Origin of the sequence: Arthrobacter oryzae (assembly GCF_037911235.1) — a bacterium.
Classification (GTDB): domain Bacteria; phylum Actinomycetota; class Actinomycetes; order Actinomycetales; family Micrococcaceae; genus Arthrobacter; species Arthrobacter oryzae_E.
In genome coordinates this window covers 110,118-137,117 of the sequence record NZ_JBBLYW010000071.1, presented here as the reverse complement: position 1 = coordinate 137,117, position 27,000 = coordinate 110,118, and the positions used below count along the sequence as shown (strand labels likewise).

The following is a 27,000-nucleotide window of genomic DNA, read 5'->3' as shown; positions in this document are numbered from 1 at the left end:
CTCAGTTTTGAACGATGGTGATCGGACCGCCGTTGTCCGTGCAGACCACAGACTCGGTGCTCGTGGCGTCGACAGCCTCGCCCAGAACGGCGACAGGCCCAACTTCCAGTCCACAGATCTCAGCTGTCACATCAGCGGCTACGCCAACGTTGACGTCCTCAAGGATTGTGACGTCCCCGACCGTGACGTTTACCAGGCCATCGTTCACGGTGCTGTTGTCCGCGGCCATGGAAGGCCCTGCGGCCATACCTACCAGGAACAGGGATCCGGCAACTGCGGTGGTGGCTTTCTTCATAACTGACATGTTTCGCTCCCTCGATTTTGATGCGCGCAAACCCCGCCCCCGGACTGCGGCCAAGACGGCCGCAACGGTAGCTCCGGCCCGGTTTCAGGCCGCGGTTCACTGCATCTCTTTTTGGTTGCTAACAGCACTAAGCCTCAATGGGCAACGGGAGTACCTATGGAACAGGCATCTCTCCCGCGCTGCGCGGTCCACTTCGGACCTTGCGAAAGGGCGTCCGTGCGCACAACTTCCGTGCGCATAACGCTGCACCCCTTCATGACTTCAACTCTAATCATAAGTAGGCTTAGTTTCAAGTCGATGGGTGAATTTTTTTTCGGCGGCCACTTCCGGCCGCCGACGCGCACGTCGCCTAACTAGTGGGCGTGGTCCCCGCGGCTGTACTCAAACACCCAGCCAATAAGCGCAACCAGCGCGAATCCTGCACCAAGGTAGAGGATCCAAAATCCGATGGCCAGGCCCAGGAACCCCGTTGCTGCGGAAAATCCCAGGGCAATGGGCCACCAGCTCCACGGGCTGAAGTGCCCTTGTTCTCCCGCGCCTTCGTGGGTCTCCGCATCGTGGCGGTCTTCCGGGCGCATGCCGACCCGCCGCCCGGTATAACCGAGGTAGAGCCCGATCATCCCCGCCAGGCCGCCCACCAGCCACAGGGCAAGGAAGCCCACGGGCTCCGTCCAGCTGGTGATCAGTCCGTAAACCACACCAACGGGTACGAAGAACAGGGCCAGGCCTCCGAAAATCCAGGATTCGATCTTCACGGCTACTCCTTCTGCTGTGCCTCTACGCGGGGACTGCCTGAGCGCAGTCCCCTGAGGCAACTCTGGCCCTTCCTCGGGTCCTCCGTAAGGGACAAAGGACCCGTTCTCGTCTGCGGCAACGCGACGGCCGCCCCGGCAACGAGGCACCCGCGTTAGGACTGCCGCCCACAGATAGGGTCGGAGGATGACTACGGAGGCCACCACACTGATGGGCGCTGTTCAAATGCGGGCACTCCGGGCATCTGATGCCGGACCGCTCAGCGCCGCGTACCGGGAAAACCGGAACTACCTGGCCCCTTGGGAACCCGCCAGGGCTGAGGAGTTCTTCACGCCGGCAGGCCAGCGCGCCGTGATCGAATCGAAGCTCGCTTCGCAGGCGGCGGGCCAGGAGGTTCCCTGGGTGCTTCTGGCCGGCAGCCGCATCATCGGAGCAATTACCCTGACGGGAATAGTCCGTGGACCCGTTCCTTAGCGCCAACGTTGGTTACTGGGTGGACCAGGAATTCACCGGGCGCGGCATCGGCAGCGCTGCCATGGGATGGGTCCTCGCGGCCGCGAAGGACGATCTGGGGCTGCACCGGGTCCAGGCGGCCACGCTCAAACACAATGCGGCCTCCCGCAAGATACTGGGCCGTGCAGGCTTTGAAGAGATCGGCATGGCCCCGGCGTACCTCAAGATTGCCGGCTCCTGGCAGGACCATGTCCTGTTCCAACGCATCCTTGAGTGATTCACTGGAAGACACGGCGGCGGTTCCGCCCGGGTGACCGCCGGCCCACGGAGGGATTCACATGCGGAAGATCATTCTGATGGCGTCAGTGTCGGTGGATGGATACTTCGAGGGGCTGGACCGCGACATCAGCTGGCACCTGGTGGACGAGGAACTGCACCAACACTTCAACGACGAGTGCAGGGCCATGGGGGCGTTCCTCGACGGACGGATCACCCACGAGCTGATGGCTGGGTACTGGCCCACGGCCGACCAGGATCCTGACAGCACACCCGCCGAAGTGGAGTTCGCCGGAATCTGGCGCGACATGCCCAAGTTCGTCTTCTCCCGGACCCTCACCACAGCGGACTGGAACACCACGGTGATGCACGACGTCGTGCCTGAAGAAATCGCGGAGCTCAAGGCGCAGCCCGGCGGCGACCTTGCGGTGGGTGGCGCCAATCTGGCCGCAACGTTCATGCGGCTCGGCCTCATTGACGAATACCGGATCTACGTGCACCCCGTAGTCCTGGGCCAGGGCAACGGCCGGCCGCTGTTCGAGTCACCGGACGTCCGGCTGAACCTGAAGCTGGCCGGGACGAGGACGTTCGGCAACGGGGTGGTTCAGCTCCGCTACGAGCGCGGCCAGGACTGAGGAGAACGGTCAGACGAACGCTGACTTCCCGGTCACCGCGCGTGCCACGATCAGCGAGTTGATCTCGTAGCTGCCCTCGTAGGTATACAGAATTTCGGCGTCACCAAACAGCTTGCCCATCTCGTAGTCAGTGCTGATGCCGTTTCCGCCCATCAGCGACCGCCCCATTGCCACCGAGGCGCGTGCCAGCCGGGTGGTAGTGGACTTAGCCATGGCCGCCTGCACCATCTCGAGCTTGCCGTCCTGCTGGATCCGGGCCAGCTGCGCCATCAGCGCCAGGGAGGCGCTGGCATTGCCCAGAATTTCGGCCAGCTGCTGCTGGACGAGCTGAAACCGCGCCAGTTCCTTGCCGAACTGCTTCCGTTCCAGGGCATAGGAACGGGCAACGTCGAACGCGGCCAGCTGGATACCGGCAGCCTGCCAGCCCACCCAGGCCCGCGAATCCCGCAGGAGGTCGTTCGCCTTCGAAAAGTCCGTGGCTCCGGGCAGGAGATTCGCCGCCGGAATGCGGACCTCATCGAGAACGATGTCCGCGTTCTGCATGATCCGCAGGCCGATCTTGTTCGAGATCTTCGTAGCGGAGTAGCCGGGACGGTCCGTCTCCACGATGAAGCCCTTGATCTGCCGGTCCGCCTCATCCCGGGCCCAGACCAGCGCGAAGTCAGCGATGGTCCCGGCGCCGATCCAGCGCTTGGCACCATTGATGACCCATTCGCCGCGCTCCAGCCGGGCTGACGTTTCCAGGCCGCCGGCAATGTCCGAGCCGTGCTCCGGCTCCGTGAGCGCGAAGGCGCCCAGCTGCGTGAACGCTTTCAGCCCCGGAAGCCACCGTTGTTTCTGCTCCTCCGACCCGAGCTGGTCGATCATCCCCACGATCAGCTCGTTGTGGATCCCCACCAGCGCGGACAATGACACGTCGGCCCGGGCAACCTCCACATACATCAGGCCCTTGAAGAGCGCCGAGGTCCCGTCCGTCTGCAGTCCGCCCAGCCCGTACTTGCCCATCTCGGCCAGCAGTCCAAACGGAAATTCCTCACGGTTCCAGTATTCGATGGACGCCGCGCGAACACGGGACTGCAGGAAGTCCCGCACTTCCAGGTACCGTGAGCGCTCCCCCGCCGGCAGCAGGTCCACGATGTACATGAGGTCCGCATCCGGGAATGGAGGTTCCTCCTGAACTGGACTGGCCTCCCCGCCGTCACGTCGTTGTGGCTGCACCGGCACGCATCCCTTCGCTCTTCCAAACCCTTGGATGTCCTAGTATATTGCACAGTGATATGGATCACTAGGCGAAAGGGCCCCATGACAGTCACCGACGACTTCCGGGCCGCGAGGGACAGGCTTCTGGCCCTGCGCGAGGACTACAGCCAGGCACGGGATGAATTCCAGTGGCCCCGCTTTGAGGAATTCAACTTCGCCCTCGACTGGTTCGACCGGATCGCCGCGGACCCCGCGAAGGGTTCCAACCCCGCCCTGGTGATCGTGGAGCAGGACGGCCGCGCCACACGGCGGAGCTTCGCAGAGCTTTCCGCGCGCTCCAACCAGGTAGCCAACTGGCTCCGAAGCCAGGGCATGCGCCGCGGGGACCGCATGATCATCATGCTGGGCAACCAGGTGGAACTGTGGGAGCTCATGCTGGCCGGCATCAAGCTGGGCATCGTGATGATTCCCACCACCACCCTGATGGGCCCCGCGGACCTGACTGACCGGGTGGAGCGCGGCGAGGCGGGCTGGGCCGCCGTCGGAAGTTCCAACATCGGCAAGTTTGCCGGCGTCCCCGGCGACTACCAACTGATTGAAATCGCCGACGGCGAGCGGAGCGGCTCCAGCGGCCTACAGTACGCCGATTCCCACGGCGCCCCGACCGGCTTCACCCCGGATGCCCCCACCTTGGCGGACGAAACCCTGCTCCTGTACTTCACGTCGGGGACCACCTCCAAGGCCAAACTGGTGGAGCACACGCACACCTCCTACCCCGTGGGCCACCTCTCCACGATGTTCTGGATCGGGCTGGGACCCGGCGATGTGCACCTCAACGTCGCCTCACCCGGCTGGGCAAAGCACGCCTGGTCCAACGTGTTCACGCCCTGGATCGCCGAGGCCTGCGTGTTCATCTACAACTACAGCCGGTTCGACGCCAAGGCCCTCATGGAACAGATGGACCGCGAGAAGGTGACCAGTTTCTGCGCCCCGCCCACAGTGTGGCGCATGCTGATCCAGGCGGACCTCACCCTGTTGAAGAACCCGCCCACCAAGGTGGTTTCCGCCGGGGAACCCCTCAACGCCGAGGTGATCGACCAGGTGCACCGCGCCTGGGGCCAGACCATCCGGGACGGTTTCGGGCAGACCGAATCCACCGTGCAGATCGCCAACACGCCCGGCCAGCCGATCAAGATCGGTGCCATGGGCAGGCCGCTGCCCGGCTACGACGTGGTGCTGGTTGACCCCGCAACGGGACAAGAAGCCGACGACGGCGAGCTCTGCCTCCGCCTCGACCCCCGCCCCGTGGGGCTGATGAAGGCGTACTACGGCGACCCGGAGAAGACCGCCGATGCCTTCCGCGACGGCTACTACCACACCGGCGACATGGCCAGCCGGGACGAGCGCGGCATCATCACTTACGTGGGCCGCGGCGACGACGTGTTCAAATCCTCCGACTACCGGCTGTCCCCGTTCGAGCTGGAAAGCGTGCTGATCGAGCACCCCGCCGTGGCGGAAGCCGCCGTCGTCCCTTCCCCCGACCCGCTCAAGCTGTCCGTGCCGAAAGCGTTTGTGGTCCTGGCCGCCGGGCACCAGCCCGGCCCCGAACTTGCCGAGGATATCCTGCGCTACTGCCGCGACCACCTGGCCCCTTTCAAGCGCATCCGGCGGCTGGAATTCGCGGAGCTGCCCAAGACCATCTCGGGCAAAATCCGGCGCGTGGAACTCCGGCACAACGAAGAGCTCCGGCACGGCGGCGGCCCGCTGCCCGAAGGCCTCGGGACCGAGTACTCGGAGACGGATTTCCCCGACCTGAAAAGCTAGGCTGGAGCAACCCACATGTCAGGAGGTGCCATGGGAAACCCGCTGCCGCGCGATCCCATTGCCGACGCCCAGCGCAACTGGGAACGGCACGGCTGGGGCGATGTTGCCGCGCCCATGGCCGCCATCACGGCGATCATGCGGACCCAGCAGATCCTGCTGGGCCGGATCGAGGGCGTCCTCAAGCCCTTCGGCCTCACCTTCGCCCGCTATGAACTGCTGGCACTCCTGAGTTTCGCCCGCAGCGGCGCACTGCCCATGAACAAGGCGAGCGCGCTCCTGCAGGTGCATCCCACGTCGGTGACCAACGCCGTCGACCGCCTTCAGGACGCCGGCCTGGTGGTCCGCTCCCCGCACCCGACCGACGGGCGCACCACCCTGATTGAACTCACCACGGAGGGGCGCACCCTGGCCAAACGGGCGACGGCGGCACTCAACACCGAGGTGTTCGGCCAGTCCGGTTTCGGCAGCCAGGACGTGGACCAACTCATCCGGATCCTGGGGAAGTTCCGCCGGGAGGCGGGCGACTTCGCCGGCTGACCCCCGCGTTGCGTTGAAGAACCCGCGGCCGGCCCTAGACTTCGGAGGACTGGACCTGAAGCTGAGGAGAGCGCAATGATTCCGGAAATCAACATTTGGGCCGTACTGCTGGCCACGCTGTCCAGCATGGTGGTCGGATCCGCCTGGTACACGCCCAGGATGTTCGGCAACTACTGGATGAAGGTCGCAAAAGTGACGCCCAGCGGCGAGGCAAAGGATGCTGCCAGGCCCATCCTCATTACGCTGGTGGTCAGCTTTGTCAGCGCCCTGGTGCTGGCCGGATCGGCTGCGATCTCCCAGCACTTCTACGGCGGGAACTTCCTGGCCAACACGCTGATCACGGCCGTCATCCTCTGGGCCGGATTCACAGCCGCCCGCTTCATCACGCACGACGCCTTCGAAGGCCGCCCCGCCGGGCTGACCGTACTGAACTGCGCCCACGAACTGGTCACCCTGGTGGTCATGGGCCTGATCATCGGGCTGTTCGGCATCAGCGCGGCCTAGCTGAGCCTATGGGCGTGAGGGTTTCGCCCGAAGATGCATCCGTTCGCCCTGGCGGCCAAAGAGGCTGATGAACTCCACCGGCTGCTTCTCCGCGCGGCCGAACCAGTGCGGGGTTCGTGTGTCGAACTCGGCGGCTTCCCCGGCGGGCAGCACGATGTCCGTGTCGCCGAGGACCAGGCGCAGCCTGCCGTTGAGCACATAGATCCATTCGTAGCCCTCGTGGACCTGCGGCGACGGCTCCTCGGGCGGGCCGGCATTCAGGATGAGCTTGTAGGCCTGCACCCCGCCGGGTTTCCGCGTCAGCGGGATGATGGTCATCCTCTTGTTGACGACGGGCCGCAGGTGAACGCGGGGATCGCCAGTGTCCGGCGCCCCCACGAGCTCGTCCAGCGGCACTTGGTGCGCCTTGGCCAGCGGCAGCAGCAGTTCCAGGTTGGGCCGGCGCTGGCCGGACTCCAGCCGGGAGAGCGTGCTGACCGAGATGCCCGTGGCGGCCGACAGGGCTGTCAGCGTGGTGTCACGGCTCATCCTTAGCGCACGTAACCTGGGGCCCACTGCGGCCAGGACGTCATCGAGTTCTTCCATGCCTCAAGTTTGCCACTTCGGCAAATAAGTTTGCCAGCGTGGGACCTGCCTTCCACGATGGAAGCGGAGGTAGGAAAATGACTGAAAAGAACAACACACCGGTGGACGTCGTTATTGTGGGCGGCGGTGCAGCGGGCCTCAATGCGGCCCAGATGCTGGGCCGGTCCCGCCGCTCCGTAGTGGTGGTGGACGGCGGTGAGCCGCGGAATGCGCCCGCCGAGGGAGTGCACGGCTTCCTGTCGCGCGACGGCGTCAGCCCTGCAGAGCTTTACCGGATCGGCCGGGAAGAGGCGGCAGCCTATGGCGTCCGGATCATCAGCGGGCAGGTCTCGGGAGCCGGCGGGGCCAGGGGCGCCTTCTCTGTTGCGCTGGAAGACGGCAGCGTGGTTCGTGGACGGAGGCTCCTGATCGCCACGGGCCTGGTGGACGAGCTGCCGGACATCCCGGGGCTCCGCGAACGCTGGGGCAAGGACGTTCTGCACTGCCCCTACTGCCACGGCTGGGAAGTTCAGGACCAAGCCATCGGCATCCTGGGCACCGGGCCCTTTGCCGCCCACCAGGCCCTGCTGTTCCGCCAGTGGAGCGCCAACGTCACGCTCTTCCTCAATAACGCGATGGAGCCCACCGAACTCGAACTGCACCAGCTCGCCGCCCGCGGAATCACGGTGGTCCACGGTCCGGCGCGGGCCCTGCAGGTGGACAACGACAAGCTGGCCGGTGTGGTGCTGTCCGATGGCAGCCTGGTGCCCGTGGCCGCAGTGGCCGCGGCACCGCGCTTCATGGCACGGGCTGCAGCCTTCGCGGACCTTGGGCTTAAAGCCGTCCAACATCCCATGGGGATGGGCGAATACCTCGAAACCGACGCGGACGGGGCAACCGGTGTCCCCGGGGTGTGGGCGGCAGGCAACGTCACCGACCTCCGCGCGCAGGTGCTGTCGTCGGCAGCGGCCGGCGCCTGGACCGGCGTCGTGATCAATGCGGACCTCATGGCCGAGGAGCTGGAGGACGCCGTCACGGCGTATCGTGGCAGTGTCACGGCGTAGAGCGGGCAGCCCCTGAGGGCACGCAGCCGGGACGGGAACGCCGGCCAGCAAGGGAGACCATGGATGAAGTTTGACGAGTCGTTCTGGGATGAACGCTACCGCCAGCACGGCTCGGTCTGGAGCCGCAATCCGAACCCGACCCTGCTGGCCGAGGCTGCCGGCCTGCACCCCGGCTCTGCCCTGGACGTGGGCAGCGGCGAAGGTGCCGATTCCCTCTGGCTGGCACGCCAGGGCTGGCGGGTCACGGCGGTGGACATTTCCTCGGTGGCGCTGGCGCGGGCCGCCGACAGGGCGTCGCAGGACGCGGAGGCCGCCGCCCGGATCACCTGGGCACACCATGACCTCACCAGCTCACCGCCCCCGGCGGGTACCTTCGACCTCGTGTCCGCGCAGTTCATGCATTTGCCACTGGCCGAGCGGACGGAGTTGTACCACCGGCTGGCCGCATCCGTTGCACCGGGCGGGACCCTCCTGATCGTGGGCCACCATCCCGCCGACCTCGAAGCGGGGATCCACCGCCCCAGCGGTCCCGGCCTGCTTTTCACCCCGGAGGAAATTGCGGCCGGGCTGGATCCGGACGAGTGGGAAATCGACGTCTGCGAGGCCCGCCGGCGGTCCGTGACGGAGGCGGACGGCGGCTCGGTCACCGTCACGGATTCAGTGCTCCGCGCACACCGCCGGGCGCCGCGTCCCTAACGGCCGAATTCCCTAGCGGTGCTTGAATTCGGGCTGGCGCTTCTCGGAGAAGGCGGCCATGCCTTCCTTCTGGTCCTCGGTGGAGAAGACCGAGTGGAAGAGGCGCCGCTCGAAAAGCACGCCCTGCGCCAGCCCGGTTTCGAATGCGGCGTTGACCGCTTCCTTGGCCACCATGGTTACCGGCTTGGACTTGGAAGCAATCACCTCGGCGGCCTTGAGGGCCTCCTCCACCACGTCAGCCGCGGGCACCACCCGGGAAACCAAGCCCGCGCGTTCGGCTTCCTCCGCGTCCATGAAACGGCCGGTCAGGATCAGGTCCATGGCCTTGGCCTTGCCCACGGCGCGGGTGAGCCGCTGCGAGCCGCCCATGCCCGGCAGCACACCCAGGTTGATCTCCGGCTGGCCGAACTTGGCGTTGTCCCCGGCGATGATGAAGTCGCACATCATGGCCAGCTCGCAGCCGCCGCCCAGGGCAAAGCCTGATACAGCCGCCACTACCGGAATGCGGAGCCGGGTGAAATCCTCCCAGCCGCGGAACCAGTCCGCGGCGTACATGTCCATGTAGCCCTGGGCGGCCATCTCCTTGATGTCGGCCCCGGCGGCAAAGGCCTTGCCGGATCCGGTGACCACCACGGCGCCCACTTCGGGATCGGCGTCCATGGCGGTGACGGCAGCAACAAGTTCATCCATGGTGGCCTTGTTCAGCGCGTTCAGTGCTTCAGGCCGGTTCAGCGTCACCAGCCCCACTCGTCCGCGCCGTTCCACCAGAATGTTCCCGTACTGTTCCGTCATGCCTGACTCCTCACGTGGTTCTGCTTCGACAGTGGTTCTTCAAACTGCTGGCTTGCCTAGTGGGCGGACTTGTCCCGGATGTCCGTGATGATGCCGGAGAAGTCCCGGCCCGCGCCGCCCTCAGCCGCAAACGTATCGTAGATCTCCGATGCCAGCGGCCCCATCCGCGCGGCCACCCCGGTGCTTTGCAGCGCGTTGAGGGCCAGTTTGAGGTCCTTTGCCATCAGCGCCCCGGCGAAGCCCGGCTGGTAGTCGCGGTTGGCCGGACTGGTGGGCACCGGCCCCGGAACCGGGCAGTTGGTGGTGAGTGCCCAGCACTGCCCGGACGCTGCGGACGCAACATCGAACAGCGCCTGGTGGGTCAGCCCCAGCTTCTCGCCGAGCACGAACGCTTCGCTCACCGCGATCATTGAGACCCCGAGGATGAGGTTGTTGCAGACCTTGGCAGCCTGGCCCGCGCCGTGGGCGCCGCAGTGGACCACGCGCTTGCCCATCACTTCCAGCAGCGGCCGGACGGCCTCGAAGTCCTCGGGCAGGGCGCCCACCATGAAGGTCAGCGTGCCGGCTTCCGCGCCCACCACACCGCCGGAGACGGGCGCATCCACGGCCCGGTGGCCTGCGGCAACGGCGAGCGCCGACGCCTCGCGGGCCTCGTCCACGTTGATGGTGGAGCAGTCCAGGAACATGGTGCCCGGGCCGGCCAGCTCCAGCAGCCCGGGCTGGCCGTCCGTTCCGCGGTAGGCATCCAGGACGTGCTGGCCGCTGGGGAACATGGTCAGCACCACGTCAGCCCCGACGACAGCGTCCGCCGGGGCTGCCACGGTGGGCACCCCGTGCTCCCGGGCCGCGTCCAGTGCCGCCGGCACCACGTCGAATCCCGCCACCGTGTACCCGGCCCTGACCAGGTTGACGGCCATGGGTCCTCCCATGTGCCCCAGCCCGAGGAACGCGACGTGTTCCTTCTTCCCGGATCCTGCCGGTTCAGGCATTGCCGGTTCTTCAGACATTGCCGGTTCTTCAGACATTGCGGGCCTCCTTTGCTTGCAGGTTGAGCTCCCTGTCCCCCAGCGGCTCGAAGAACCTCGCGACGTCGGCAGCGGAAACCTCGTGCAGGCTGGCCGGCTTCCACTGCGGGTTCCGGTCCTTGTCCACCACCTGCGCGCGGATCCCTTCGCGGAAGTCCGCGCCGGCCAGGAAGCGCAGTCCCACGCGGTATTCCTCGGCGAGGACTTCCTCCAGCGTCAGGCCACGCGCGCGGCGGAGCGATGCCAGCGCCACCTTCACGGAGGTGGGCGACTTCGCCTCGATGGTGTCTGCCGCGTCGGACGCCTCACCTGCAGCTTCCCCGGCAAAAGTGCGGAGCCTGCGAAGGATGTCCTCGGCGTCGTCGCTTGCGTAGCAGGAGTCAATCCAGTCCCGCTGGCCGGCCAGCACCGATACCGGCGGACTCCCCGCGAAGCGTCCGACGGCGGCTTCCGCCGTTTCGGTTTCCAGCGCAGCCGCCAGCCCGGGAAGGCTGCCGGACGCCACAAAATGGTCCGCCAGGCCCAGGAACAGGGCGTCCGCGCCGCTCAAGTGGGCGCCCGTCAGGGCCGCATGGGTGCCGGACTCCCCCGGCGAGCGGGACAGCAGCAGGGTACCGCCGACGTCGGGCACAAAACCGATGGTGGTCTCCGGCATGCCGGTGCGGGTGCGCTCGGTGACCACACGCACGGACCCGTGCGCGGAGATCCCCACGCCGCCGCCCAGCACCAGGCCGTCCATGAAGGCCACATACGGCTTGGGGTAGCCGGCGATGAGCGCGTTCAGCTGATACTCGGTGCGCCAGAAGTCCGCCGTCGCTTCACCGCCCGCCAGCATGTCCTCGTAGATGGCCACAATGTCGCCGCCGGCGCACAACCCCCGCTCCCCGGCGCCCTGCACCAGAACGGTGGCCACGCCGTCGTCGTCCTCCCATGCCGTGAGCTGGTCCAGCATGGCGGCCGCCATGCCCGCGGTGAGCGCGTTGACGGCCCTGGGCCGGTTCAGCGTGATGACGCCAAGGTGGCCGCGCCGTTCAAACAGGACATCGTCATTGGGCGACGCAGCGGGGCTGGCTGTGTTCGTACCAGCGGTAGGTCCTGCGCTCATCAGCTGCCTTCCGGCATCACGAAGCTGGCGCCCTGGCGGATGCCGGAGGGCCAGCGGGTGGTCACGGTCTTGGTCTTGGTGTAGAAACGGAACGCGTCAGCCCCGTGCTGGTTCAGGTCCCCGAAGCCGGAGGCCTTCCAGCCGCCGAACGTGTAGTAGGCAATGGGCACCGGGATGGGCACGTTGATGCCCACCATACCCACCTGCACGCGGCTGGCGAAGTCACGGGCGGCGTCGCCGTCGCGGGTGAAGATGGCCACGCCGTTGCCGAACTCGTGCTCGCTGCAGAGGCGGAGCGCCTCGTCGTAGTCCGCCGCGCGCAGCACACTGAGCACCGGGCCGAAGATCTCCTCCTTGTAGATCTTCATGTCCTTGGTGACGTTGTCGAAGAGTGTGGGGCCAACCCAGAACCCGCCTTCGCAGCCGTCCACGGTAAGGCCGCGTCCGTCCGCAACCAGGGTGGCGCCCTGGTCCACACCGGACTGGATGTAGCCTTCGATCCGTTCCTTGGCGGACGCCGCCACCACCGGTCCAAAGTCCGAGTCCTTGGCCAGGCTGTGGCCCACCTTGAGGTGCTTCACCCGGTCCTCCAGTTTGGCCACCAGGGCATCCGCAGTGTCCTTGCCCACCGGGACCGCCACGGAGATGGCCATGCAGCGTTCGCCGGCCGATCCGTAGCCGGCCCCCATCAGCGCATCCACAGCCATGTCCAGGTCCGCGTCCGGCATGATCACCAGGTGGTTCTTGGCACCGCCGAAGCACTGGGCGCGCTTGCCGTGGGCTGCTGCGGTGGCGTAGATGTACTGGGCGATCGGAGTGGAGCCAACAAAGCCGATCGCCTTGACCCGCTCGTCCTCCAGCAGCGCATCCACTGCTTCCTTGTCCCCGTTGACCACGTTGAACACACCGTCCGGAACTCCGGCCTCGGTGAAGAGTTCAGCCAGGCGCAGCGGCACGGAGGGGTCACGCTCCGAGGGCTTGAGGATGAACGCGTTGCCCGCGGCCAGGGCTGGCCCGGACTTCCACAGCGGAATCATGGCGGGGAAGTTGAACGGCGTAATTCCTGCCACCACCCCGAGCGGCTGGCGCATGGAGTGGACGTCGATCCCGGTCCCGGCGTCGTCGGAGAACTCGCCCTTGAGCAGGTGCGGGGCGCCGGCGGCGAACTCCACCACCTCAATGCCGCGCTGGATGTCCCCCTTGGCATCCGGGAGGGTCTTGCCGTGCTCGGAGGACAGCAGGGCGGCAAGTTCGTCAAGGTGCTCGTTGACCAGGTCCACGAACTTCAGCAGGATGCGGCCGCGGCGCTGCGGATTCATGGCACTCCACTCCAGCTGGGCCTTCTCCGCGCTGGCGATGGCGTTGCGTACTTCGTCGGCGCCGGCCAGCGGCACCCGGGCCTGGACCTGGCCGGTGCACGGATCGTAGACGTCGCTGAAGCGCCCGGAAGTGCCTTCTACCCGCTGTCCGTCAATATAATGTGAAAGCTCGCGAACCATGGCGGAATGCTCCTTTGCATGTGACCTACATCATCCTCGCTGCTGAATATACTCGGACTTCCTACTAAATTCCAGAGCGGCGTGGGCAGCGCCCCAAGGGCGCCCCGCCGCCGTCGTGCGTTGGCACTCCCGCCGCCGTAGTGACCTTTTTTGCAGGCTTCTGTTCGCAGACCCGCCGCGAACCCCGCGTGTCTGCACGCTTTCCGGGCGAAATAGGGTCACGACGGCGGCAAACGGCTGCGCTGGCCAGATGCCGGGCGCCCAAGTTCGGTAAGTTAGGGACTGTGAAGATTGCTACCTGGAATGTGAACTCCCTCCGAGCCCGTGCAGACCGTGTGGAGGCCTGGCTTGAGCGCACCGACTGTGACGTCCTGGCCATCCAGGAAACCAAGTGCAAGGACGACAATTTCCCCTGGGAGCTCTTTGAACGCATGGGCTACGAGGTGGCCCACTTCGGCGTGAACCAGTGGAACGGCGTGGCCATCGTTTCCCGCGTCGGGCTTGAGGACGTGGAACGCTCCTTCCTGGACCAGCCGGTGTTCGGCAAGAACGGCAAGGACCCCGTCCAGGAAGCCCGCGCCATCGGTGCCACGTGCGGCGGCGTCCGGGTGTGGAGCCTCTACGTTCCCAACGGCCGGTCGCTCGACGACGAACACATGCCCTACAAGCTCAGCTGGCTGGACATGCTGAAAACCCACGCCCAAACCTGGGTTACTGAGAATCCCGAGGCGCAGATTGCCCTGATGGGCGACTGGAACATCGCCCCGCAGGACGACGACGTCTGGGACATCGACTTTTTCCGCGCCAACGCCATGACCCACGTCAGTGAGCCCGAGCGTGCCGCCTTCCACGCCTTCGAAGCCGCCGGATTCCAGGACGTGGTCCGCCCGCACACTCCGGGCCCGGGCGTCTACACGTATTGGGACTACACCCAGCTCCGCTTCCCCAAGAAGGAGGGCATGCGGATCGACTTCGTCCTCGCCTCCCCCGCACTCGCCGCCCGCGTGACCGGCGCGTCGATCGACCGCGAGGAGCGCAAGGGCAAGGGTGCTTCGGACCACGCACCGGTCATCGTGGAACTGGCCGACTGATGGGGCCGCGATGACGGGCAACATTTACCGGGGCCAGGCAGGACTTCCCTTCTCCTCCGCGCTGCGGATCTATGAGCCGCTCTCCGCGTTCCCTGAAGAGCAGCGTGCCGCGCTCCGGGCGGCGGGCGCTCGGACTGCATCCCGCGCAGCCGTGGAAAACGCTGAACTGCAGGCATCCCTCGGCCGGATCACCCGCCCCGGCGGCGATCCCTTCCCCACCGGGCGCACTGACCTCGTGCGCGTCATTCCGGCGCCCCCGGAGCCTGAGCAGCCGCTGCGGCAGAAGGCGTCCGGAACGTCCGACGCCGGCGGGCCGGGTGACGCCGTTACCGGCGCCGAGAGTGCGGATGACAGAACTGCGGACCAGGCACTGCTGTACTGCCCCAGCCAGCTGGTGCTGCGGGCAGGACTGGCAGCCAACGCCCTCATGGAAGGTATCCACGGTCCGCTCGCGGAGCTGCTGATCCCGGAGGAACAGCGGGACAAGCACCAGGAACGCATCGACTTGGTCAAGGCCCGCGAAGGCACCACCCGCGTGCACACCCGCGCCTCCACCTGGGGCATCCCGTTCAGCTGGTTCTCTCTCTTCCAGGAATCCGATCCCCAGGACGTGGTGGAATCCGACGGGCGGATCGTCACGGTCCGCGTGTGGGCACGGATCGGTGAGGCCCTGGAGCGTGTCCGCTATGCCGTGGCCAACCTGGCCCTCGCCGCACCGGACCTGGACATGCTGGACGACATGACCCAGCTCACCGAATGGCTGGAACTTTTCCACCCCGGTTCAGTAGTGGAACTGGATTACGGGGCAGTGGCGGACAAGGTGTACCCCGATGATTCCCCCATGGACGTGCGTCTGGGCATCGAATGCCTGGCAGAGGGAGACATGACAGGAGCAGCGGCGGCCTACCGCCGGCTGGCCTCGCGATGGATACCCATCAGGCAGTTAGCGCGCGCGTCCTAGGCTGCCGAAGAAGGCGCCTGGCCCGCGGACGGGGGCGGCGCCGTCGTCCTCCGCACGATCAGCTGGTGCGGCGCAACTTCCGAATGAACGGCGCCTGCCATGCCGTCCAGCTCGTCCAGCAGCATCTTGGTGCCGAGTTCGGCCTGTTCGTCAGGGCGCTGCCCCACAGTGGTCAGCCCCATGGCGTCCGAAAAATCATGGTCGTCGATCCCGATGACGGACAGGTCTTCCGGAACACGGACGCCCGTCTTGTTGGCTTCGAAGATCACGCCCATGGCCATCTCGTCCGACGCGCAGAAGATCGCGGTGGGTTTCGGTCCGGGCCGGGACCACATCCTGGTGAAGGCCTCCTGCCCGCTGCGGACGGTGAAGTCACCCCACTCATCCCATTCCGGACGTACGGGCAGCCCTGATCCCGCCATGACGTCCTGGAATGCCTTGATGCGGACGCGGGGAACGTCGAAGTTAAGGTCGGTTTCGTCGTCGCCGTGCAACAGGGCGATGTCCTTGTGGCCCAGGCTGATAAGGTGCCGGACGGCAGTGGACGCTGCCGCGTAGTCGTCAATCCCGATGTAGGGGCACTCCTCCACATGGCCGCCGACCACCACCAGGGGGATGTCGATTTTTTGCAGATGCTCGAGTTCTTCATGGGTCAGCGCCATACAAAGCACCAGCAGGGCATCAATCTGCTTGTAGACCATGGTCTTGCTGAAGAGCCGCTCACGGTTACTGCCGTGGCCGCCCAAATTGAACAAGGAGAGGTTGTACTGGCGGGCGTGCAGTTCCCTGTCCGCGCCTTCAATAGCTTTGGAAAAGAACCAGCGGCTGACGAACGGCGCCAGCACTCCGATGGTTTTGGTCCGGCCCGTCGCCAGGCCCGATGCGGATGACGATGCCACGTAGCCCAAGGCACCGGCCACCTCGAGAATCTTTTCCCTGGTGGCCGGTGAAACCCTGGGCAGTCCGCGGACTGCGCGCGAGACTGTGGCAGTGGAAACCCCGGCTGCGGCTGCGACGTCCTCAATGCTGACGCCGGAATGGCCGCCCCGTTGAGCCCTGTCAGTTGTGCGTGCCACAGTTTCCCCTTGCTTGCTGTTCGCAGATTCTTGCTACCTGTGCTTCCCCTGCGGCAACAAGCCAGTCTAATCCGCCCAGCCTTGAGCTCTTGATCAGCTCCTATTTCTTACGTGTAGCGGTCCTGGCGGGCAGGCGCCGGCGCAACCGCACCATGCCGTAGAGGGCCAGGAGTACGCCCAGCAGGCCCAGCGCCCAGCCGAGGGCCGGTTGGGCGGTCACCTCCATCCAGACGGTGACCACCAGCAGGACAACGGCCCAGAACCCGAGGAATCCGATGATGATGTCGAAGTCTTCCCCGGAGCGGGCCCGTCGGTGTTCGCTGCGGACCCGCCCGTGGTTCTGTTCTCCGCGCACAGCCGAACCTGTCACTTGACGGCGCCGGCGGTGAGGCCGGCAACAATCTTGCGCTGGAAGACCAGGACCAGGATCACCAAGGGAATGGTAACGATGGTTCCGGCGGCCATGATGGCGGTGTACGGAATCTGGTTAGGCTGCGCACCGGCGAAGCTGGCAATGGCCACCGTCACCGGCTGTGTTGCGTCGCTGGACAGCTGGCTGGCGATCAGGAACTCATTCCAGGAGGAAATGAACGCCAGGATGGCCGTGGTGAAGATGGCCGGTGCGGCCAGCGGCAGGATCACCTTTCGGAACGCCTGCCCCTGGGTGCAGCCGTCCACCCGCGCCGATTCCTCAAGCTCCCACGGCATTTCACGGAAGAAGGAGGTCATCGTGTACACGGTCAGAGGGAGCACGAAGGAGATGTTCGGGATGATCAGCGCCTGGTAGGTGCCCATCCAGCCGATGTTGGTGAAGAGCTGGAACAGCGGGGTGATGAGGGCGACGCCCGGAAACATGGATGCGCCCAGGATGAAGCCCAGCACCAGGTACTTGAACCGGAAGTTCAACCGTGCCAGGGCGTACGCCGCGAAAACACCGATCAGCAACGACACCAGCGTGACGACGACGCCGATGAAAACGCTGTTGAGCAGTGCCTGCCCGAACCTGTTTCCAAAGGAGGTATCGAAGGCCGTGTTGAAGTTGTCCAGCGTGATGTGGGTCGGCAGTATCGAGGTGTCGTAGGTGAAGTCCACATCGCGGAACGCCGTCACCACCATCCAGTACGCCGGCGCCAGGCACCAGATGAGGATCACGGCGGCGCTGATGTAGGTACGCCCCTGCGCCAGTTTCTCCCGGTTCTGGGCGGCTTTCCTGCCCCTGTCCTGCTCTGCCCTCAGGGCAGTCGTGGCTGTCCCGGCGCTCATTTCTTCCCCTTACCGGTGGCTCCGCTTTGTTCCACGACGTTCGCACCCAGGAAGCGTACAAAGATGAACGCGACAATGAAGATGATGATGAACGTGATGGTGGACAATGCTGCCGCCGCGTTGAACCCTTGCCTGATCTGGTTAATCACCAGGATGGACAGCGTGGTGGTGTTGTTGGCACCGCCCGTCAGGATGTACGGGAGGTCGAACATGCGAAGTGCGTCCAAGGTACGGAACAGGATGGCCACCATCAGCGCCGGCTTGACCAGCGGCAGGGTGATCATGCGGAACCGCTGCCAGGTGCTGGCACCGTCAACCTTGGCAGCTTCATACACCTCTGCGGGGATCATCTGCAGGCCGGCGAGGATGAGGAGGGCCATGAAGGGCGTGGTCTTCCAAACGTCGGCGATGATCACCGCCCACTTTGCCGGCCACTCACTGCCGGTCCACAGGATGGTGGTATTGAACAGCTTGTTCGCGATGCCCTCGAAAGCGAAGATGAACAGCCACAGCTTGGCCGTCACGGCGGTGGGAATGGCCCACGGGACCAGGACTGCTGCACGGACCAGGCTGCGTCCCCGGAAGGTCCTCGCCATGATGAGGGCCATCCAGAAACCGAGGACGGTTTCCAGGGTCACGGTCACCACGGTGAAGAAGAAGGTGGTGGCCGTCGCGGACCAGAACTGGGCGCCAAGTGTTCCGGGCGGGCAGGCAACCGTGCCGCCGCCGGGAGCGGAGCACTGCTGGGCCAGCCAGTTCACGTAGTTCTGGACGCCCGCGGGACCGCCGGCGGTGAAAAGCCCGGTGACAGGGTCCAGGCCGGCGTCCTTTTGGAAGGACATCACGAGCGCGCTGATGATCGGGTAAACGATCACTACCGCCAGGGCAATGATGGTGGGGGCAAGGAGCCAGGAAGCCCATTTGCCCTGGCTCAGGATCTTGTTGTCCTCACCGACGCCCTTAGGGCCGTGATGGACCGGAGTACCGCCCGACGCCGGCTTTTTTACCGGCGTCGGGCCCAATTCGGTAGCCATGAGAGGCTACTGTCCCGCGCTAGCGGATTCGATGGACTTTTGCATGTCAGACAGAGCAGTTTCCACGGATTTCTCTCCCTTGATGGCAGGGTAGGCGTTTTCCTGGATGGCCTTGGTCACCGCCGGGTAGAACGGCGTCACAGGCCGCGGTACCGCGTTTTCGATGGACGTCTTCAGGACCGGCAGGTACGGCAGCTTGGCCACGAGCTCTTGGTCCTCGTAGAGGTTACCGAGCACGGGCGCCAGCGAACCCTGGGTGGCGAAGAACTTCTGCTGCTCTTCGGCCGTCAGGAACTTCACGAAGTCCAGGGCAGTGGCCTTGTTCTTGGAGTACACGCTCACAGCGGCGCTGTGGCCACCAAGCGAGGAGGCGCCGGGGCCGCTCTGACCGGGCAGGGCGGTCATGCCCAGGACGTCCTTGACCTTGGACGACGCTTCAGTGGTGGCCAGGTTGTACACGTACGGCCAGTTGCGGTGGAAGAGAAGTTTGCCGTCCTGGAATGCCTGGCGTCCTTCCTCTTCCTGATAGGTGATGGCTTCCTTCGGGATGTTGCCGTTTTCGTAGGCCTTCGCCAGGTTCTCGAGGCCGGTCTTGGCTTCCGGAGTGTTCAGGCTCGGCTTGCCGTCCTTGTCCAGCACGGAACCGCCGAAGGAGTTGATCGCCTCGGAAGCGTTGACGGTGAGGCCTTCATACTTCTTGAACTGGCCCGCGTAGCAGCCGATGTTGTTGGCCTTGGCGATGGAGCACATCTCCATCATCTCGTCCCAGGTCTTGGGCGGAGTGGGGACAAGGTCCTTGCGGTAGTAGAGGATGCCGCCGTCGGACGATACCGGTGCCGCATAGAGAGTGCCCTTGTAGGAGCCTGCCTCGATGGTGGGCTCCAGCATGCCCGTGGTGTCTACCGCCATCTTGTCCTTCAGCGGCTGGAGCCAGCCCTTGGCGGCGAATTCAGCCGTCCACACCACGTCGACGCTGGCTACGTCGTAATTCGGGTTCTTTGCCTGGTAATTCTGGACCAGGTCGTCGTGCTGCTGGTCAGCGGCGTCGGTCTGTTCCTTGAAGGTGACCTTCTCGTTCGGGTGCGCAGCGTTCCATTTCTCAATGAGCGGGCGGACGACGTTGCTGTTGTCCTTGCCCTGGACGTAGGTGATGGGGCCGCGGCCATCGAGGCCTTGTTCAGCGTCGCCGCCGCCACCCCCGCCCGTAGTGCCGCCTCCGCCGCCACAGGCGGAAAGGGTTAACGCCAAAACGCCGGCAGCAGCTGCCGGCAAAAAGATTTTAGGGGTTTTCATATGAAGAGACTCCTCGCTGAGTGTCGAGCAAAATCGGCGGTGCGGTTGAAGTGGTGCCCATCACACTAGTAACGTTGCGGTGAGAAATGCAAGCGTTTACACCGATGTTTATGGAAAGGATATCTGTGGCACACAGCCCAGTACCGACAGGCGGCTCCTCGATTCCGGCGTGGTGGGCCAGCGCCGTCGTGTACCAGGTTTACCCCCGGTCCTTTGCCGATGCCAACGGGGACGGGATGGGCGATCTCCGCGGAGTGACGGCCCATTTGGACCATTTGCACCAGCTCGGAGTGGACGCCGTCTGGCTGTCCCCGTTCTACAAGTCACCCCAGGCGGATGCCGGATACGACGTCGCCGACTACCGCGAAGTGGACCCGCTCTTCGGCACCCTGGCGGACTTCGACGAAATGTTGCAGAAAGCTCACGGACTGGGGCTGAAGGTCATTGTTGACCTTGTTCCCAACCACACCTCGGATGAACACGTGTGGTTCCAGGAAGCCCTCGCTGCGCCCCCGGGTTCACGGGAACGGGACCGGTACATGTTCCGGCCCGGCAAGGACTCCGTCCCGGGTTCGGGGAGCGGGGACCTGGCGCCGAACAACTGGAAATCCATCTTCGGCGGACCGGCCTGGAGCCAGGTCACGGAGTCCGACGGAACGCCCGGCGAATGGTACCTGCACCTCTTCGATACCAAGCAGCCGGACCTGAACTGGGACAACGCCGAGGTCAAGGAGGAAATGCGCTCGGTGCTGCGGTTCTGGCTGGACCGCGGCGTGGACGGGTTCCGCGTGGACGTGGCCCACGGCATGGTCAAGGAAGCGGGGCTGCCGGACTGGGACGGCATGGCAGCCATGGTGGAAGGAGCCACCGACCTGCCGGGCGAAGCCCATGGCGGCCATACCGAGGCCGAGGAACCGCACCGAGCCCACCACGCTCCTTCCCCTGCCGCTGGAGCTGCAACAGCCGGCGCCGGCGCCGCAGCCGACGACGAGCACCAGGCAGTCTCGCCGCTCTACCCGCCGTCGCCCTTTTTTGACCAGGACGGCGTGCACGACATCTACCGCGACTGGAACCGCGTGCTGGCCGAATATGACGGCGACCGCATGATGGTGGCCGAAGCCTGGGTGGAGCCGGCCGAACGGCTTGCCCGGTACGTCCGGCCCGACGAAATGCAGCAGGCGTTCAACTTCGACTTCCTGCTGGCCGGCTGGGACGCGGAACGGACGGCGGCGGCCATTGAGGATTCACTGCGTGCCGCCGCCACGGTGGGGGCAACCACCACCTGGGTCCTCAGCAACCACGACACGGTCCGGCACACCACCCGCTTCGGGCTGAAGGACCCCACCACCTTCCCGAAGGGCATAGCCGCCGAGGACGAGCAGCCCGACGCCCGGCTGGGCCGGGCCCGGGGCCGCGCCGCCACCATGGTTTCACTGGCACTCCCCGGTTCGGCCTACCTTTACCAGGGAGAGGAACTGGGCCTGCCGGAACACACCACGGTCCCCGCCGAGGCCCGCCAGGACCCCACATTCTTCCGGACCAACGGCGTGGAGCGGGGACGCGACGGCTGCCGTGTACCCCTTCCGTGGAAAGCCGCGGAGCCCGGCTACGGTTTCGCGTCCGTGTCCGCAGTCAGCGCGCCGGCCACCCCATGGCTCCCCCAGCCGGAGTCCTTCGGCGAGCTGGCCGCGGACCAGCAGGAGGGCGTCGAAGGTTCCACCCTGGAGCTGTACCGAGCCGCTCTGGCGCTCCGCAAGAAACACCGGCTTGGCGCCGGAAGCTTCCGCTGGGCTGACGTGCATGCGCCGGCGGAAGGCGTGCTCGCCTTCCACAACAAGGACGTCCTGGTGGTCGCCAACATGGGCATCGCCGCAGCACCCCTGCCGGAGGGTTACCGGGTTGCCGTCGCAAGCAGCCGGGAGGCCGTGACGGGCGGACAGGCCGACTCTGCGGCGGGTCCCGGCGGCGCCCGGAAACTCGCGCCGAACTCTGCGGTCTACCTGGTAGCCGGCTAGACCGCGAACAGCAGGGGCGCCGCCTTCCGGAGGGAAGGAGCGCCCCTGCTGTATAGAGGGTTCTGTTTATAGGGTGCTGTCCAAAGCGTGCTGCTGCGCTCAGCGCACGCGTTCCGCCCTGCTGAACCGGGAGCGCGCCCCCACGCCAATGTGGATCAGCACCGGGATGCGCTTGCCTACGACGGCATCCAGCGCCTCCACGAGGGCCGACAGGTCCGCCGCGAGTAGGTGCGGGGGCACGCCATGGCGGGGCTGGAGCCGGATCTTCAGCGCGGGCTCGCCGCGGATCTCGTAGGTTGCCACGGTGGCGCCGGCCAGGTCCTGCCGTTCGGCCAACGCTGCCCGCAGCGCCTGCTCGGCAACGCCGGCGCCGATCCGCACATTGCCGGGGAAGCCTCCGGCGTCGTCCTCGGCAACGATCAGGCCGGAGCGGCCTTTGCCCTGCTGGGCTACCCAGGCGACCATCAAGGCTATAACCACGGCCAGCAACAGGGCGATGACGGCCCACAACCAGCTTTCTCCGCGGCCCGGAACCGTGGTGCGCCGGAAGAGTTGGCTCATTCCGTTCCACACGCCGGCGGACCACTGGTGCCACCACGGCGCCACCGCCGGGACGGTGGCCAGCAGGACTAGCAGCAGCCCGATGACCAGCAGCTTCAACCCGAGGATTCCGATCAGGATCCTGTTCAGTGTTCTGGGTGTGTTGTTCATGCCCCGATCACTCCTGACGTGGCCACATTGACGCTTACTTCGGGCATCGGCTCCGGCGCCATCTCGCGCAGTTCGTCCAGGACGGCGGCCAGGACGGCGTTCTCGCTGACCGGGACGCCTGAGGTGGGCCGCACGTTGACGGTCACCTGGCGCTGCGACACGATGACCATCACCTGCTCCTGCGTGACGTTCGCGGCCAGCCGGGCACGACGGGCCAATGCCGAGGCGATGACTTCGTCGTCAACCACCACCCCTGCGCGGGGATCCGGAAGCAGGTGCCTGGCGCGGCGGCCGGGCAGCACGGCGTTGAGCACGAAGAACAGCCCCGCCATGGCCGTCACGGCTCCGATGACACCAAGCAGCAGCGGCGGCATGCCCTGCGGGAGTGCGATGATGCGTTCCGCTGCGGTCTGCGGATCGATGAGCCACGGCGGCTGCCCGATCGCGCGCACCGCGGCCTCGAGTAGCCCGTAACCGCACAGGACGATCACCAGGACTGCGGCAATCCCGGACACCCCGGCCCGGGAAGATCGCGTTTCGCGGTCCAGGATGCGGCGCATCCCGGCACCCCGGGAGTCCGGGGTGCCCGCGCCGGCAAGGGCATCGGCAGCAGGACCGGAGCCGCCATTGCCCGCCGCGCGGCTGCCGTTGGAGCGGACGTCGGTCGCGTTGTTCACTGGACCCTTCCCCCTTCGCTGATGGCAACGCCGCTGATTCGGATATCCACCCGGCTCAGCTGCGCCCCGCTGAGTTCCGCAACGCGGTGCAGGATCACCGGCCTGGCGGCGAGGGCGCGCTCCCGGATGGATCCGCCGAAGCCGCCGACGCGGCCAGGGTCGCGCAGGACCGTGGTCAGCGGCGGGATCCTGATGGGGAGGACCAGCGAGAGGGCCAGCAGGCCGTCGTCGTCGGACCAGTCGGCCCGGACGTCATGCGCCGGGACGCCCAGCGCCTCAGCGGCTGCGGCCCGTGCCAGGCTGGTAAGGGCCTGCGTGCTGATGCGGTTGTGCCCGGCCATCACGGAGCCACCGGCCACGGATCCGGCCGTGCTGCTCATGAGGAGGAGCGCCGGCCTGTAATGGCATCGAACACGCTGCGCAGGTCAAGTTTCCCTTCCGCGGCACGGCCAAAAAGGGCACCGATCCCCATGAACAGCAGCGAGACCAGGAAGCCCCAGACGCCGAACTGGAAAGACATAAACGCCACGAAGGCGCCCACCGCAATTCCCACCACGGTCAGGTTCACTGCAGGGCCTCCCTTTCAACCGGGGCTTCCACGGGCAGGCCGGGCTTTGCGGGCCCCGCCACGTAGACGTCGTTGATCTCCACGTTGACCTCGATGACCTGCAGGCCCACGAGCTCTTCCACGGCGGCATAGACTGCGGCACGCACCTGGTCCGCCAAGGCATGCAACGGCGTCCCGTAGACGGCCACGAGGTTAATGTCCACGGCCACCTGGGTCTCGCCGACTTCCGCGTGGACTCCGGCGGCGTGGTCTGAGCTGCCTACGGCGTCCCGGATGGCTCCGAGGGCGCGGGACGGACCGGTGCCGAGCGAATACACCCCCGGAACAGCGCGGGCGGCGATGCCGGCAACCTTGGCGACAGCTGTCTCGGAAATCACGGTTCGTCCGGTTCCGGCCGTCAGGGCAACGGCTGGATCAGCGTGGGCCCCCGGCGCGGGATGTGGGTTCTGGTATTCCATCAGGCACTCCCCTTCTCTTGAACACCACCCTATCCCTTGGCCGCGAAAAGCGACCGAACGCCGGTGATAATCGCTAGCCGAACATCCCTAGGCGCAGTTGGCGGCGAGCCAGGCGGTAACCGGTGTCATGGCGGCGTCGAACTTTCCGCTGGAGTACACGGACTGGTCGCCCAGCCCGGCGACGGCCACCTCCTTGAGGTTGGCGAAATCGGCCTTGAGCTCGTCCGGAACGCGTTCGGCGGTTTCGCTCAGCTCCGCCTTGAGCTGGTCCAGTTCAGCCGTTTTACCCTGCGCGGCCGAGAGCGGAAACAGCGACGCCCCGGTGACTTGCTCGGAGATGGTGGTGCACGCCTCCGCCGCGGACGGAAAGTCCCCGTGGGGGCCGGAGCTCTTGCTGGGGCTCGGCGTCGCCGCTGCAGCGGCCGTTTCAGGAGCGGACGACGACGGCGCGCTGCCGGCTTCCGGTGCGGAGCATGCGGTGAGTGCCAGTGCGGCGAAGAGGGCGGCTGCGGTCAGAGGGCGTGCAAGGTTTTTCAAAAGTCACTTTTCTGGTTGAGATTGCGCCGCCCGATCCGTTTCCGGCCGCGTGCGGCAATGGCGTTCTGTCCCCGGCGTGCGAGTCTAGCCCGGATGGGCTGGGGTATTCCACGTGGCGTCGCGCAATTGTCCCTATATATAGAGGTACAAAAAACAGCAGGGGCGCCCGGAAAGTTCCGGACGCCCCTGCCTTGCTACTGCGGGCGGTGAGTCCCGCCACGCGGGTTACTTGTAGAGACCCTCGCCGCCAACCTTCAGGTTGGTGGGCAGGTAGCCGAACGGGCCAAGGCCGTTCTGGCCGAAGCTGCGGTCAACCTGGGACACGCCGTCGCGGAAGTTGATCTTCACGGTGGGCGAGAGGGATCCGCCGCGGACGCCGTTCACGTTGTCGATGAAGGACTGAACCAGGCCGCCCGGCTGCACGTAGTGCGAGTATGCCTGGAACTGGCGGCCGTTCTGGCTCGGGGTGGGTGCCTCCGGGGACTCGGACGGAAGGTTGAGGTCCGTGGGTGAGCCCAGGGCCAGGCCGCTGTTGTTCATCGGCTGGTAGTCCGAGCGTACGCCGTCACCAACGAAGCCGTAGACACCGTCCGGGCCGCGCATGCCGGCGGCGTAGGTGAACTGGTGGCTGATGGTGAACAGGTAGTACTTGTTCTTGCCGCCTTCATTCTGGATGAAGATCTGCGGACGCTCGGTCTGGTCGTTGACGCAGTTGGCCGAGAGGACCGGGGGCAGGAAGGACCATTTGGTCAGGTCCTTGTTGTCTGCCACGGCCAGCCCCACGTTGGCGGTCTGGTAGTAGGCGCCGCTGCTGTTGACCTCGTTGAGGCTTTCGGCGTTCGGGTCGCCGGCCTTGTAGCCGAGGTCCTCGGGCTTGCACTCGTATTCGCCGCGGGTTCCGCCGGTATTGCCTTCGAAGACCATGAAGGTCTTGCCGGGGTGGGCCGGGTCAGCGAACGTGTAGGGGTCGCGGAACGCGAAGCCCGGGTTCTGCTCCTTGGTCTGGTACATCTTTCCGTCCGGTTCCAGCAGCTTGGTGTGCTTGAAGCCGTCGAAGGTCACGCCGTTCTGGTCGGCGTGGATCTTGCCCAGCGCCTTGGCGATGGATGCGTCCGGGGCGATGCCGCCGCCTCCGGCGTTGCGCTCGGCAACGTCGTAGAACGTGGTGGCGGTGTAGAACACGTTGACCTGGTTGCCCTGCATCAGGCGGGTGGAACCGGACCATTCGGTGTTGCCGATGGACGCGCCGTCAGCAAAGACGTGTCCGCCGTAGTTCCACTTGTCCTTGGCCGGGTCGGCGTTGGTCTTGCGGAAGAAGTAGCCGATCCTGGCGTTCCAGTGGCGCTGGTCGAAGCCGTAGCCAGCCTTGCGGTCGGCAACGAGGGAGAAGATGACGTCCCAGCCCTTGTAGCTGATCTGGTTGGCATTCTCATCCGTCAGGGACCAGGTGTCCCAGACCCAGACGTCGTCGTTCATCGCGGGGAAATCCTCGGGGATTTCCGGCATGGTGACATCCGGGCTCATGGAGTTCTCGCCGGGGGCCACAGTGGAGTCGCTCTGCGCCATAATCTGCTTGGCGTCGGCGCGGGTCCACTTTGAGGTGAAGTCCGCCGCCGGGTCATAGGCCTTCTGGCTGTGCTCGGTGGGCAGCGGGAAGCCGGGGGTGGGGGCAGGCATCTGCTCAGCGGCGGGCGGGTCCGCGGGTTCGTTGGCCTGGGCCGACGGAACCGCAAGGAAGGCAGAGGCCGCCACGGCCGCTGCCAGTGCTGCGGCGGCGGGGCGCCACCGCAGCATCCGGGGTGTGTTGGGGTGCTTGTGCATTTTTTGCTCTTCTCGCGGAGTAAGACCATTCGTGGAAGACGGGCATATGCCCTTTTCCCGAAACTCCGGCGTTCCCGACGACACGGCAGGCGTCATCGAGGACGCCTTTGTGTCGAGGGGTCGGGGCTTGGGTAGGGCCCCGGCAGGCGATTCGGAAAGGATTCCTTTCCGGCGCCGGTTTCTACGTTAGGCAGGCCGAAGCCTGCTTATCAAACCGCGTTTCACGGCTCCGAAAGCCTAGTTTCGCTCCATTTGTGCAAGCGC

At 65.9% G+C, this 27,000-nt stretch carries 31 protein-coding genes; 11 read left to right on the top strand and 20 right to left on the bottom strand.

Annotated elements, in window-relative coordinates; all coding sequences use genetic code 11:
• Position 1: 1 nt before the first annotated feature.
• Positions 2-304 (bottom strand): hypothetical protein, encoded by a 303-nt coding sequence (locus WMN78_RS20690; RefSeq protein WP_340535622.1) that lies wholly within the window; start codon positions 302-304, stop codon positions 2-4.
• A gap of 353 nt (positions 305-657) precedes the next feature.
• A complete protein-coding gene (locus tag WMN78_RS20685) occupies positions 658-1,059 on the bottom strand; it encodes a cytochrome c oxidase subunit 4 (RefSeq protein ID WP_340535621.1) in 402 nt (133 codons plus the stop codon).
• A gap of 184 nt (positions 1,060-1,243) precedes the next feature.
• On the opposite strand from WMN78_RS20685, the gene WMN78_RS20680 reads away from it, so the two are divergent.
• The 3 genes from WMN78_RS20680 to WMN78_RS20670 all read left to right on the top strand — a co-directional run bounded on the left by WMN78_RS20680 (position 1,244) and on the right by WMN78_RS20670 (position 2,421).
• Positions 1,244-1,531, top strand: a complete 288-nt coding sequence (locus tag WMN78_RS20680; RefSeq protein ID WP_340535620.1) for a hypothetical protein — start codon at positions 1,244-1,246, stop codon at positions 1,529-1,531.
• Positions 1,515-1,787, top strand: coding sequence for a GNAT family protein (locus WMN78_RS20675; protein WP_340535619.1), 273 nt, complete (start codon positions 1,515-1,517; stop codon positions 1,785-1,787). The genes WMN78_RS20680 and WMN78_RS20675 overlap by 17 nt, the downstream gene beginning before the upstream one ends.
• A 61-nt stretch (positions 1,788-1,848) precedes the next feature.
• Positions 1,849-2,421, top strand: a complete 573-nt coding sequence (locus tag WMN78_RS20670) for a dihydrofolate reductase family protein (RefSeq protein ID WP_340535618.1) — start codon at positions 1,849-1,851, stop codon at positions 2,419-2,421.
• 9 nt (positions 2,422-2,430) lie between these two features.
• On the opposite strand, the gene WMN78_RS20665 is transcribed toward WMN78_RS20670, so the two are convergent.
• A complete protein-coding gene (locus WMN78_RS20665; protein ID WP_340535617.1) occupies positions 2,431-3,564 on the bottom strand; it encodes an acyl-CoA dehydrogenase family protein in 1,134 nt (377 codons plus the stop codon).
• A gap of 159 nt (positions 3,565-3,723) precedes the next feature.
• On the opposite strand from WMN78_RS20665, the gene WMN78_RS20660 reads away from it, so the two are divergent.
• From WMN78_RS20660 to WMN78_RS20650, 3 genes are all read left to right on the top strand, one after another.
• The gene (locus tag WMN78_RS20660) at positions 3,724-5,445 is read left to right on the top strand and encodes an AMP-binding protein (protein ID WP_340535616.1); all 1,722 of its coding nucleotides are present in this window, start codon (positions 3,724-3,726) and stop codon (positions 5,443-5,445) included.
• Positions 5,446-5,475: 30 nt separating this feature from the next.
• Complete coding sequence (locus WMN78_RS20655; protein ID WP_340535615.1) at positions 5,476-5,982, top strand: MarR family transcriptional regulator; 507 nt, start codon at positions 5,476-5,478, stop codon at positions 5,980-5,982.
• Positions 5,983-6,057: 75 nt separating this feature from the next.
• Positions 6,058-6,486, top strand: a complete 429-nt coding sequence (locus WMN78_RS20650; protein WP_340535614.1) for a DUF1761 domain-containing protein — start codon at positions 6,058-6,060, stop codon at positions 6,484-6,486.
• Between the two features lie 6 nt (positions 6,487-6,492).
• Here the strand turns inward: WMN78_RS20650 and WMN78_RS20645 are convergent, their stop codons facing one another.
• Positions 6,493-7,071: an XRE family transcriptional regulator gene (locus tag WMN78_RS20645; RefSeq protein WP_340535613.1), complete on the bottom strand. Its 579-nt coding sequence runs from the start codon at positions 7,069-7,071 to the stop codon at positions 6,493-6,495.
• 77 nt (positions 7,072-7,148) lie between these two features.
• On the opposite strand from WMN78_RS20645, the gene WMN78_RS20640 reads away from it, so the two are divergent.
• The gene (locus tag WMN78_RS20640; protein WP_340535612.1) at positions 7,149-8,114 is read left to right on the top strand and encodes an NAD(P)/FAD-dependent oxidoreductase; all 966 of its coding nucleotides are present in this window, start codon (positions 7,149-7,151) and stop codon (positions 8,112-8,114) included.
• 63 nt (positions 8,115-8,177) lie between these two features.
• Positions 8,178-8,810 carry a class I SAM-dependent methyltransferase gene (locus tag WMN78_RS20635; protein WP_340535611.1) on the top strand — a complete coding sequence of 211 codons (633 nt, stop codon included), beginning with the start codon at positions 8,178-8,180 and terminating at the stop codon, positions 8,808-8,810.
• A 12-nt stretch (positions 8,811-8,822) separates the two neighbouring features.
• On the opposite strand, the gene WMN78_RS20630 is transcribed toward WMN78_RS20635, so the two are convergent.
• From WMN78_RS20630 to WMN78_RS20615, 4 genes are read right to left on the bottom strand one after another with little or no spacing between them, the layout of a single operon-like run.
• Positions 8,823-9,602, bottom strand: coding sequence for an enoyl-CoA hydratase (locus WMN78_RS20630; RefSeq protein WP_340535610.1), 780 nt, complete (start codon positions 9,600-9,602; stop codon positions 8,823-8,825).
• Between the two features lie 56 nt (positions 9,603-9,658).
• Positions 9,659-10,591, bottom strand: coding sequence for a 3-hydroxyisobutyrate dehydrogenase (gene mmsB, locus WMN78_RS20625; RefSeq protein WP_340535705.1), 933 nt, complete (start codon positions 10,589-10,591; stop codon positions 9,659-9,661).
• A gap of 28 nt (positions 10,592-10,619) precedes the next feature.
• Positions 10,620-11,732 carry an enoyl-CoA hydratase/isomerase family protein gene (locus WMN78_RS20620; protein ID WP_340535609.1) on the bottom strand — a complete coding sequence of 371 codons (1,113 nt, stop codon included), beginning with the start codon at positions 11,730-11,732 and terminating at the stop codon, positions 10,620-10,622.
• The gene (locus WMN78_RS20615; protein ID WP_340535608.1) at positions 11,732-13,231 is read right to left on the bottom strand and encodes a CoA-acylating methylmalonate-semialdehyde dehydrogenase; all 1,500 of its coding nucleotides are present in this window, start codon (positions 13,229-13,231) and stop codon (positions 11,732-11,734) included. Before WMN78_RS20615 ends, WMN78_RS20620 begins: the two co-directional genes overlap by 1 nt.
• A 284-nt stretch (positions 13,232-13,515) precedes the next feature.
• Between WMN78_RS20615 and WMN78_RS20610 the strand changes: the two genes are divergently transcribed.
• A complete protein-coding gene (locus WMN78_RS20610) occupies positions 13,516-14,322 on the top strand; it encodes an exodeoxyribonuclease III (protein WP_340535607.1) in 807 nt (268 codons plus the stop codon).
• Positions 14,323-14,332: 10 nt separating this feature from the next.
• Positions 14,333-15,283, top strand: a complete 951-nt coding sequence (locus WMN78_RS20605; RefSeq protein ID WP_340535606.1) for a hypothetical protein — start codon at positions 14,333-14,335, stop codon at positions 15,281-15,283.
• On the opposite strand, the gene WMN78_RS20600 is transcribed toward WMN78_RS20605, so the two are convergent.
• The 5 genes from WMN78_RS20600 to WMN78_RS20580 all read right to left on the bottom strand — a co-directional run bounded on the left by WMN78_RS20600 (position 15,280) and on the right by WMN78_RS20580 (position 19,949).
• On the bottom strand, positions 15,280-16,359 hold the full coding sequence (locus WMN78_RS20600; protein ID WP_340535605.1) for a LacI family DNA-binding transcriptional regulator: 1,080 nt from the start codon (positions 16,357-16,359) through the stop codon (positions 15,280-15,282). The genes WMN78_RS20605 and WMN78_RS20600 overlap by 4 nt on opposite strands.
• Positions 16,360-16,459: 100 nt before the next feature.
• Positions 16,460-16,729, bottom strand: coding sequence for a hypothetical protein (locus WMN78_RS20595; RefSeq protein ID WP_425341191.1), 270 nt, complete (start codon positions 16,727-16,729; stop codon positions 16,460-16,462).
• A complete protein-coding gene (locus tag WMN78_RS20590; protein ID WP_340535603.1) occupies positions 16,726-17,622 on the bottom strand; it encodes a carbohydrate ABC transporter permease in 897 nt (298 codons plus the stop codon). Before WMN78_RS20590 ends, WMN78_RS20595 begins: the two co-directional genes overlap by 4 nt.
• Entirely contained in the window at positions 17,619-18,656 is a 1,038-nt protein-coding gene (locus WMN78_RS20585; RefSeq protein ID WP_340535602.1) for a sugar ABC transporter permease, read from the bottom strand. The genes WMN78_RS20590 and WMN78_RS20585 overlap by 4 nt, the downstream gene beginning before the upstream one ends.
• Before the next feature lie 6 nt (positions 18,657-18,662).
• On the bottom strand, positions 18,663-19,949 hold the full coding sequence (locus tag WMN78_RS20580; protein ID WP_340535601.1) for an ABC transporter substrate-binding protein: 1,287 nt from the start codon (positions 19,947-19,949) through the stop codon (positions 18,663-18,665).
• Positions 19,950-20,059: 110 nt separating this feature from the next.
• Here WMN78_RS20580 and WMN78_RS20575 point away from each other — a divergent pair, with 110 nt between their 5' ends.
• Entirely contained in the window at positions 20,060-21,964 is a 1,905-nt protein-coding gene (locus WMN78_RS20575) for an alpha-amylase family glycosyl hydrolase (protein WP_425341190.1), read from the top strand.
• Positions 21,965-22,063: 99 nt separating this feature from the next.
• Here the strand turns inward: WMN78_RS20575 and WMN78_RS20570 are convergent, their stop codons facing one another.
• The 7 genes from WMN78_RS20570 to WMN78_RS20540 all read right to left on the bottom strand — a co-directional run bounded on the left by WMN78_RS20570 (position 22,064) and on the right by WMN78_RS20540 (position 26,736).
• The gene (locus WMN78_RS20570) at positions 22,064-22,675 is read right to left on the bottom strand and encodes a hypothetical protein (RefSeq protein WP_340535600.1); all 612 of its coding nucleotides are present in this window, start codon (positions 22,673-22,675) and stop codon (positions 22,064-22,066) included.
• Positions 22,672-23,235, bottom strand: a complete 564-nt coding sequence (locus tag WMN78_RS20565) for a DUF6286 domain-containing protein (RefSeq protein ID WP_340535703.1) — start codon at positions 23,233-23,235, stop codon at positions 22,672-22,674. Before WMN78_RS20565 ends, WMN78_RS20570 begins: the two co-directional genes overlap by 4 nt.
• 113 nt (positions 23,236-23,348) lie before the next feature.
• The gene (locus WMN78_RS20560; protein ID WP_340535599.1) at positions 23,349-23,732 is read right to left on the bottom strand and encodes a hypothetical protein; all 384 of its coding nucleotides are present in this window, start codon (positions 23,730-23,732) and stop codon (positions 23,349-23,351) included.
• Positions 23,729-23,920: a hypothetical protein gene (locus tag WMN78_RS20555; RefSeq protein WP_028272905.1), complete on the bottom strand. Its 192-nt coding sequence runs from the start codon at positions 23,918-23,920 to the stop codon at positions 23,729-23,731. The genes WMN78_RS20560 and WMN78_RS20555 overlap by 4 nt, the downstream gene beginning before the upstream one ends.
• On the bottom strand, positions 23,917-24,378 hold the full coding sequence (locus WMN78_RS20550; RefSeq protein WP_340535598.1) for an Asp23/Gls24 family envelope stress response protein: 462 nt from the start codon (positions 24,376-24,378) through the stop codon (positions 23,917-23,919). The genes WMN78_RS20555 and WMN78_RS20550 overlap by 4 nt, the downstream gene beginning before the upstream one ends.
• Before the next feature lie 87 nt (positions 24,379-24,465).
• Positions 24,466-24,915: a hypothetical protein gene (locus WMN78_RS20545; RefSeq protein WP_340535597.1), complete on the bottom strand. Its 450-nt coding sequence runs from the start codon at positions 24,913-24,915 to the stop codon at positions 24,466-24,468.
• Between the two features lie 225 nt (positions 24,916-25,140).
• The gene (locus tag WMN78_RS20540; protein WP_340535596.1) at positions 25,141-26,736 is read right to left on the bottom strand and encodes a glycoside hydrolase family 68 protein; all 1,596 of its coding nucleotides are present in this window, start codon (positions 26,734-26,736) and stop codon (positions 25,141-25,143) included.
• Positions 26,737-27,000 lie beyond the last annotated feature (264 nt).

Coding starts and splice junctions, on each gene's coding strand:
- WMN78_RS20560 (WP_340535599.1), bottom strand. CDS start 23,732: ATGAGCAGCACGGCCGGATCCGTGGCCGGTGGCTCCGTGATGGCCGGG.
- WMN78_RS20605 (WP_340535606.1), top strand. CDS start 14,333: ATGACGGGCAACATTTACCGGGGCCAGGCAGGACTTCCCTTCTCCTCC.
- WMN78_RS20690 (WP_340535622.1), bottom strand. CDS start 304: ATGTCAGTTATGAAGAAAGCCACCACCGCAGTTGCCGGATCCCTGTTC.
- mmsB (WP_340535705.1), bottom strand. CDS start 10,591: ATGCCTGAACCGGCAGGATCCGGGAAGAAGGAACACGTCGCGTTCCTC.
- WMN78_RS20660 (WP_340535616.1), top strand. CDS start 3,724: ATGACAGTCACCGACGACTTCCGGGCCGCGAGGGACAGGCTTCTGGCC.
- WMN78_RS20650 (WP_340535614.1), top strand. CDS start 6,058: ATGATTCCGGAAATCAACATTTGGGCCGTACTGCTGGCCACGCTGTCC.
- WMN78_RS20575 (WP_425341190.1), top strand. CDS start 20,060: ATGGAAAGGATATCTGTGGCACACAGCCCAGTACCGACAGGCGGCTCC.
- WMN78_RS20640 (WP_340535612.1), top strand. CDS start 7,149: ATGACTGAAAAGAACAACACACCGGTGGACGTCGTTATTGTGGGCGGC.
- WMN78_RS20565 (WP_340535703.1), bottom strand. CDS start 23,235: ATGCGCCGCATCCTGGACCGCGAAACGCGATCTTCCCGGGCCGGGGTG.
- WMN78_RS20680 (WP_340535620.1), top strand. CDS start 1,244: ATGACTACGGAGGCCACCACACTGATGGGCGCTGTTCAAATGCGGGCA.
- WMN78_RS20665 (WP_340535617.1), bottom strand. CDS start 3,564: ATGTACATCGTGGACCTGCTGCCGGCGGGGGAGCGCTCACGGTACCTG.
- WMN78_RS20570 (WP_340535600.1), bottom strand. CDS start 22,675: ATGAACAACACACCCAGAACACTGAACAGGATCCTGATCGGAATCCTC.
- WMN78_RS20630 (WP_340535610.1), bottom strand. CDS start 9,602: ATGACGGAACAGTACGGGAACATTCTGGTGGAACGGCGCGGACGAGTG.
- WMN78_RS20550 (WP_340535598.1), bottom strand. CDS start 24,378: ATGGAATACCAGAACCCACATCCCGCGCCGGGGGCCCACGCTGATCCA.
- WMN78_RS20620 (WP_340535609.1), bottom strand. CDS start 11,732: ATGAGCGCAGGACCTACCGCTGGTACGAACACAGCCAGCCCCGCTGCG.
- WMN78_RS20580 (WP_340535601.1), bottom strand. CDS start 19,949: ATGAAAACCCCTAAAATCTTTTTGCCGGCAGCTGCTGCCGGCGTTTTG.
- WMN78_RS20615 (WP_340535608.1), bottom strand. CDS start 13,231: ATGGTTCGCGAGCTTTCACATTATATTGACGGACAGCGGGTAGAAGGC.
- WMN78_RS20655 (WP_340535615.1), top strand. CDS start 5,476: ATGGGAAACCCGCTGCCGCGCGATCCCATTGCCGACGCCCAGCGCAAC.
- WMN78_RS20635 (WP_340535611.1), top strand. CDS start 8,178: ATGAAGTTTGACGAGTCGTTCTGGGATGAACGCTACCGCCAGCACGGC.
- WMN78_RS20540 (WP_340535596.1), bottom strand. CDS start 26,736: ATGCACAAGCACCCCAACACACCCCGGATGCTGCGGTGGCGCCCCGCC.
- WMN78_RS20645 (WP_340535613.1), bottom strand. CDS start 7,071: ATGGAAGAACTCGATGACGTCCTGGCCGCAGTGGGCCCCAGGTTACGT.
- WMN78_RS20670 (WP_340535618.1), top strand. CDS start 1,849: ATGCGGAAGATCATTCTGATGGCGTCAGTGTCGGTGGATGGATACTTC.
- WMN78_RS20585 (WP_340535602.1), bottom strand. CDS start 18,656: ATGGCTACCGAATTGGGCCCGACGCCGGTAAAAAAGCCGGCGTCGGGC.
- WMN78_RS20590 (WP_340535603.1), bottom strand. CDS start 17,622: ATGAGCGCCGGGACAGCCACGACTGCCCTGAGGGCAGAGCAGGACAGG.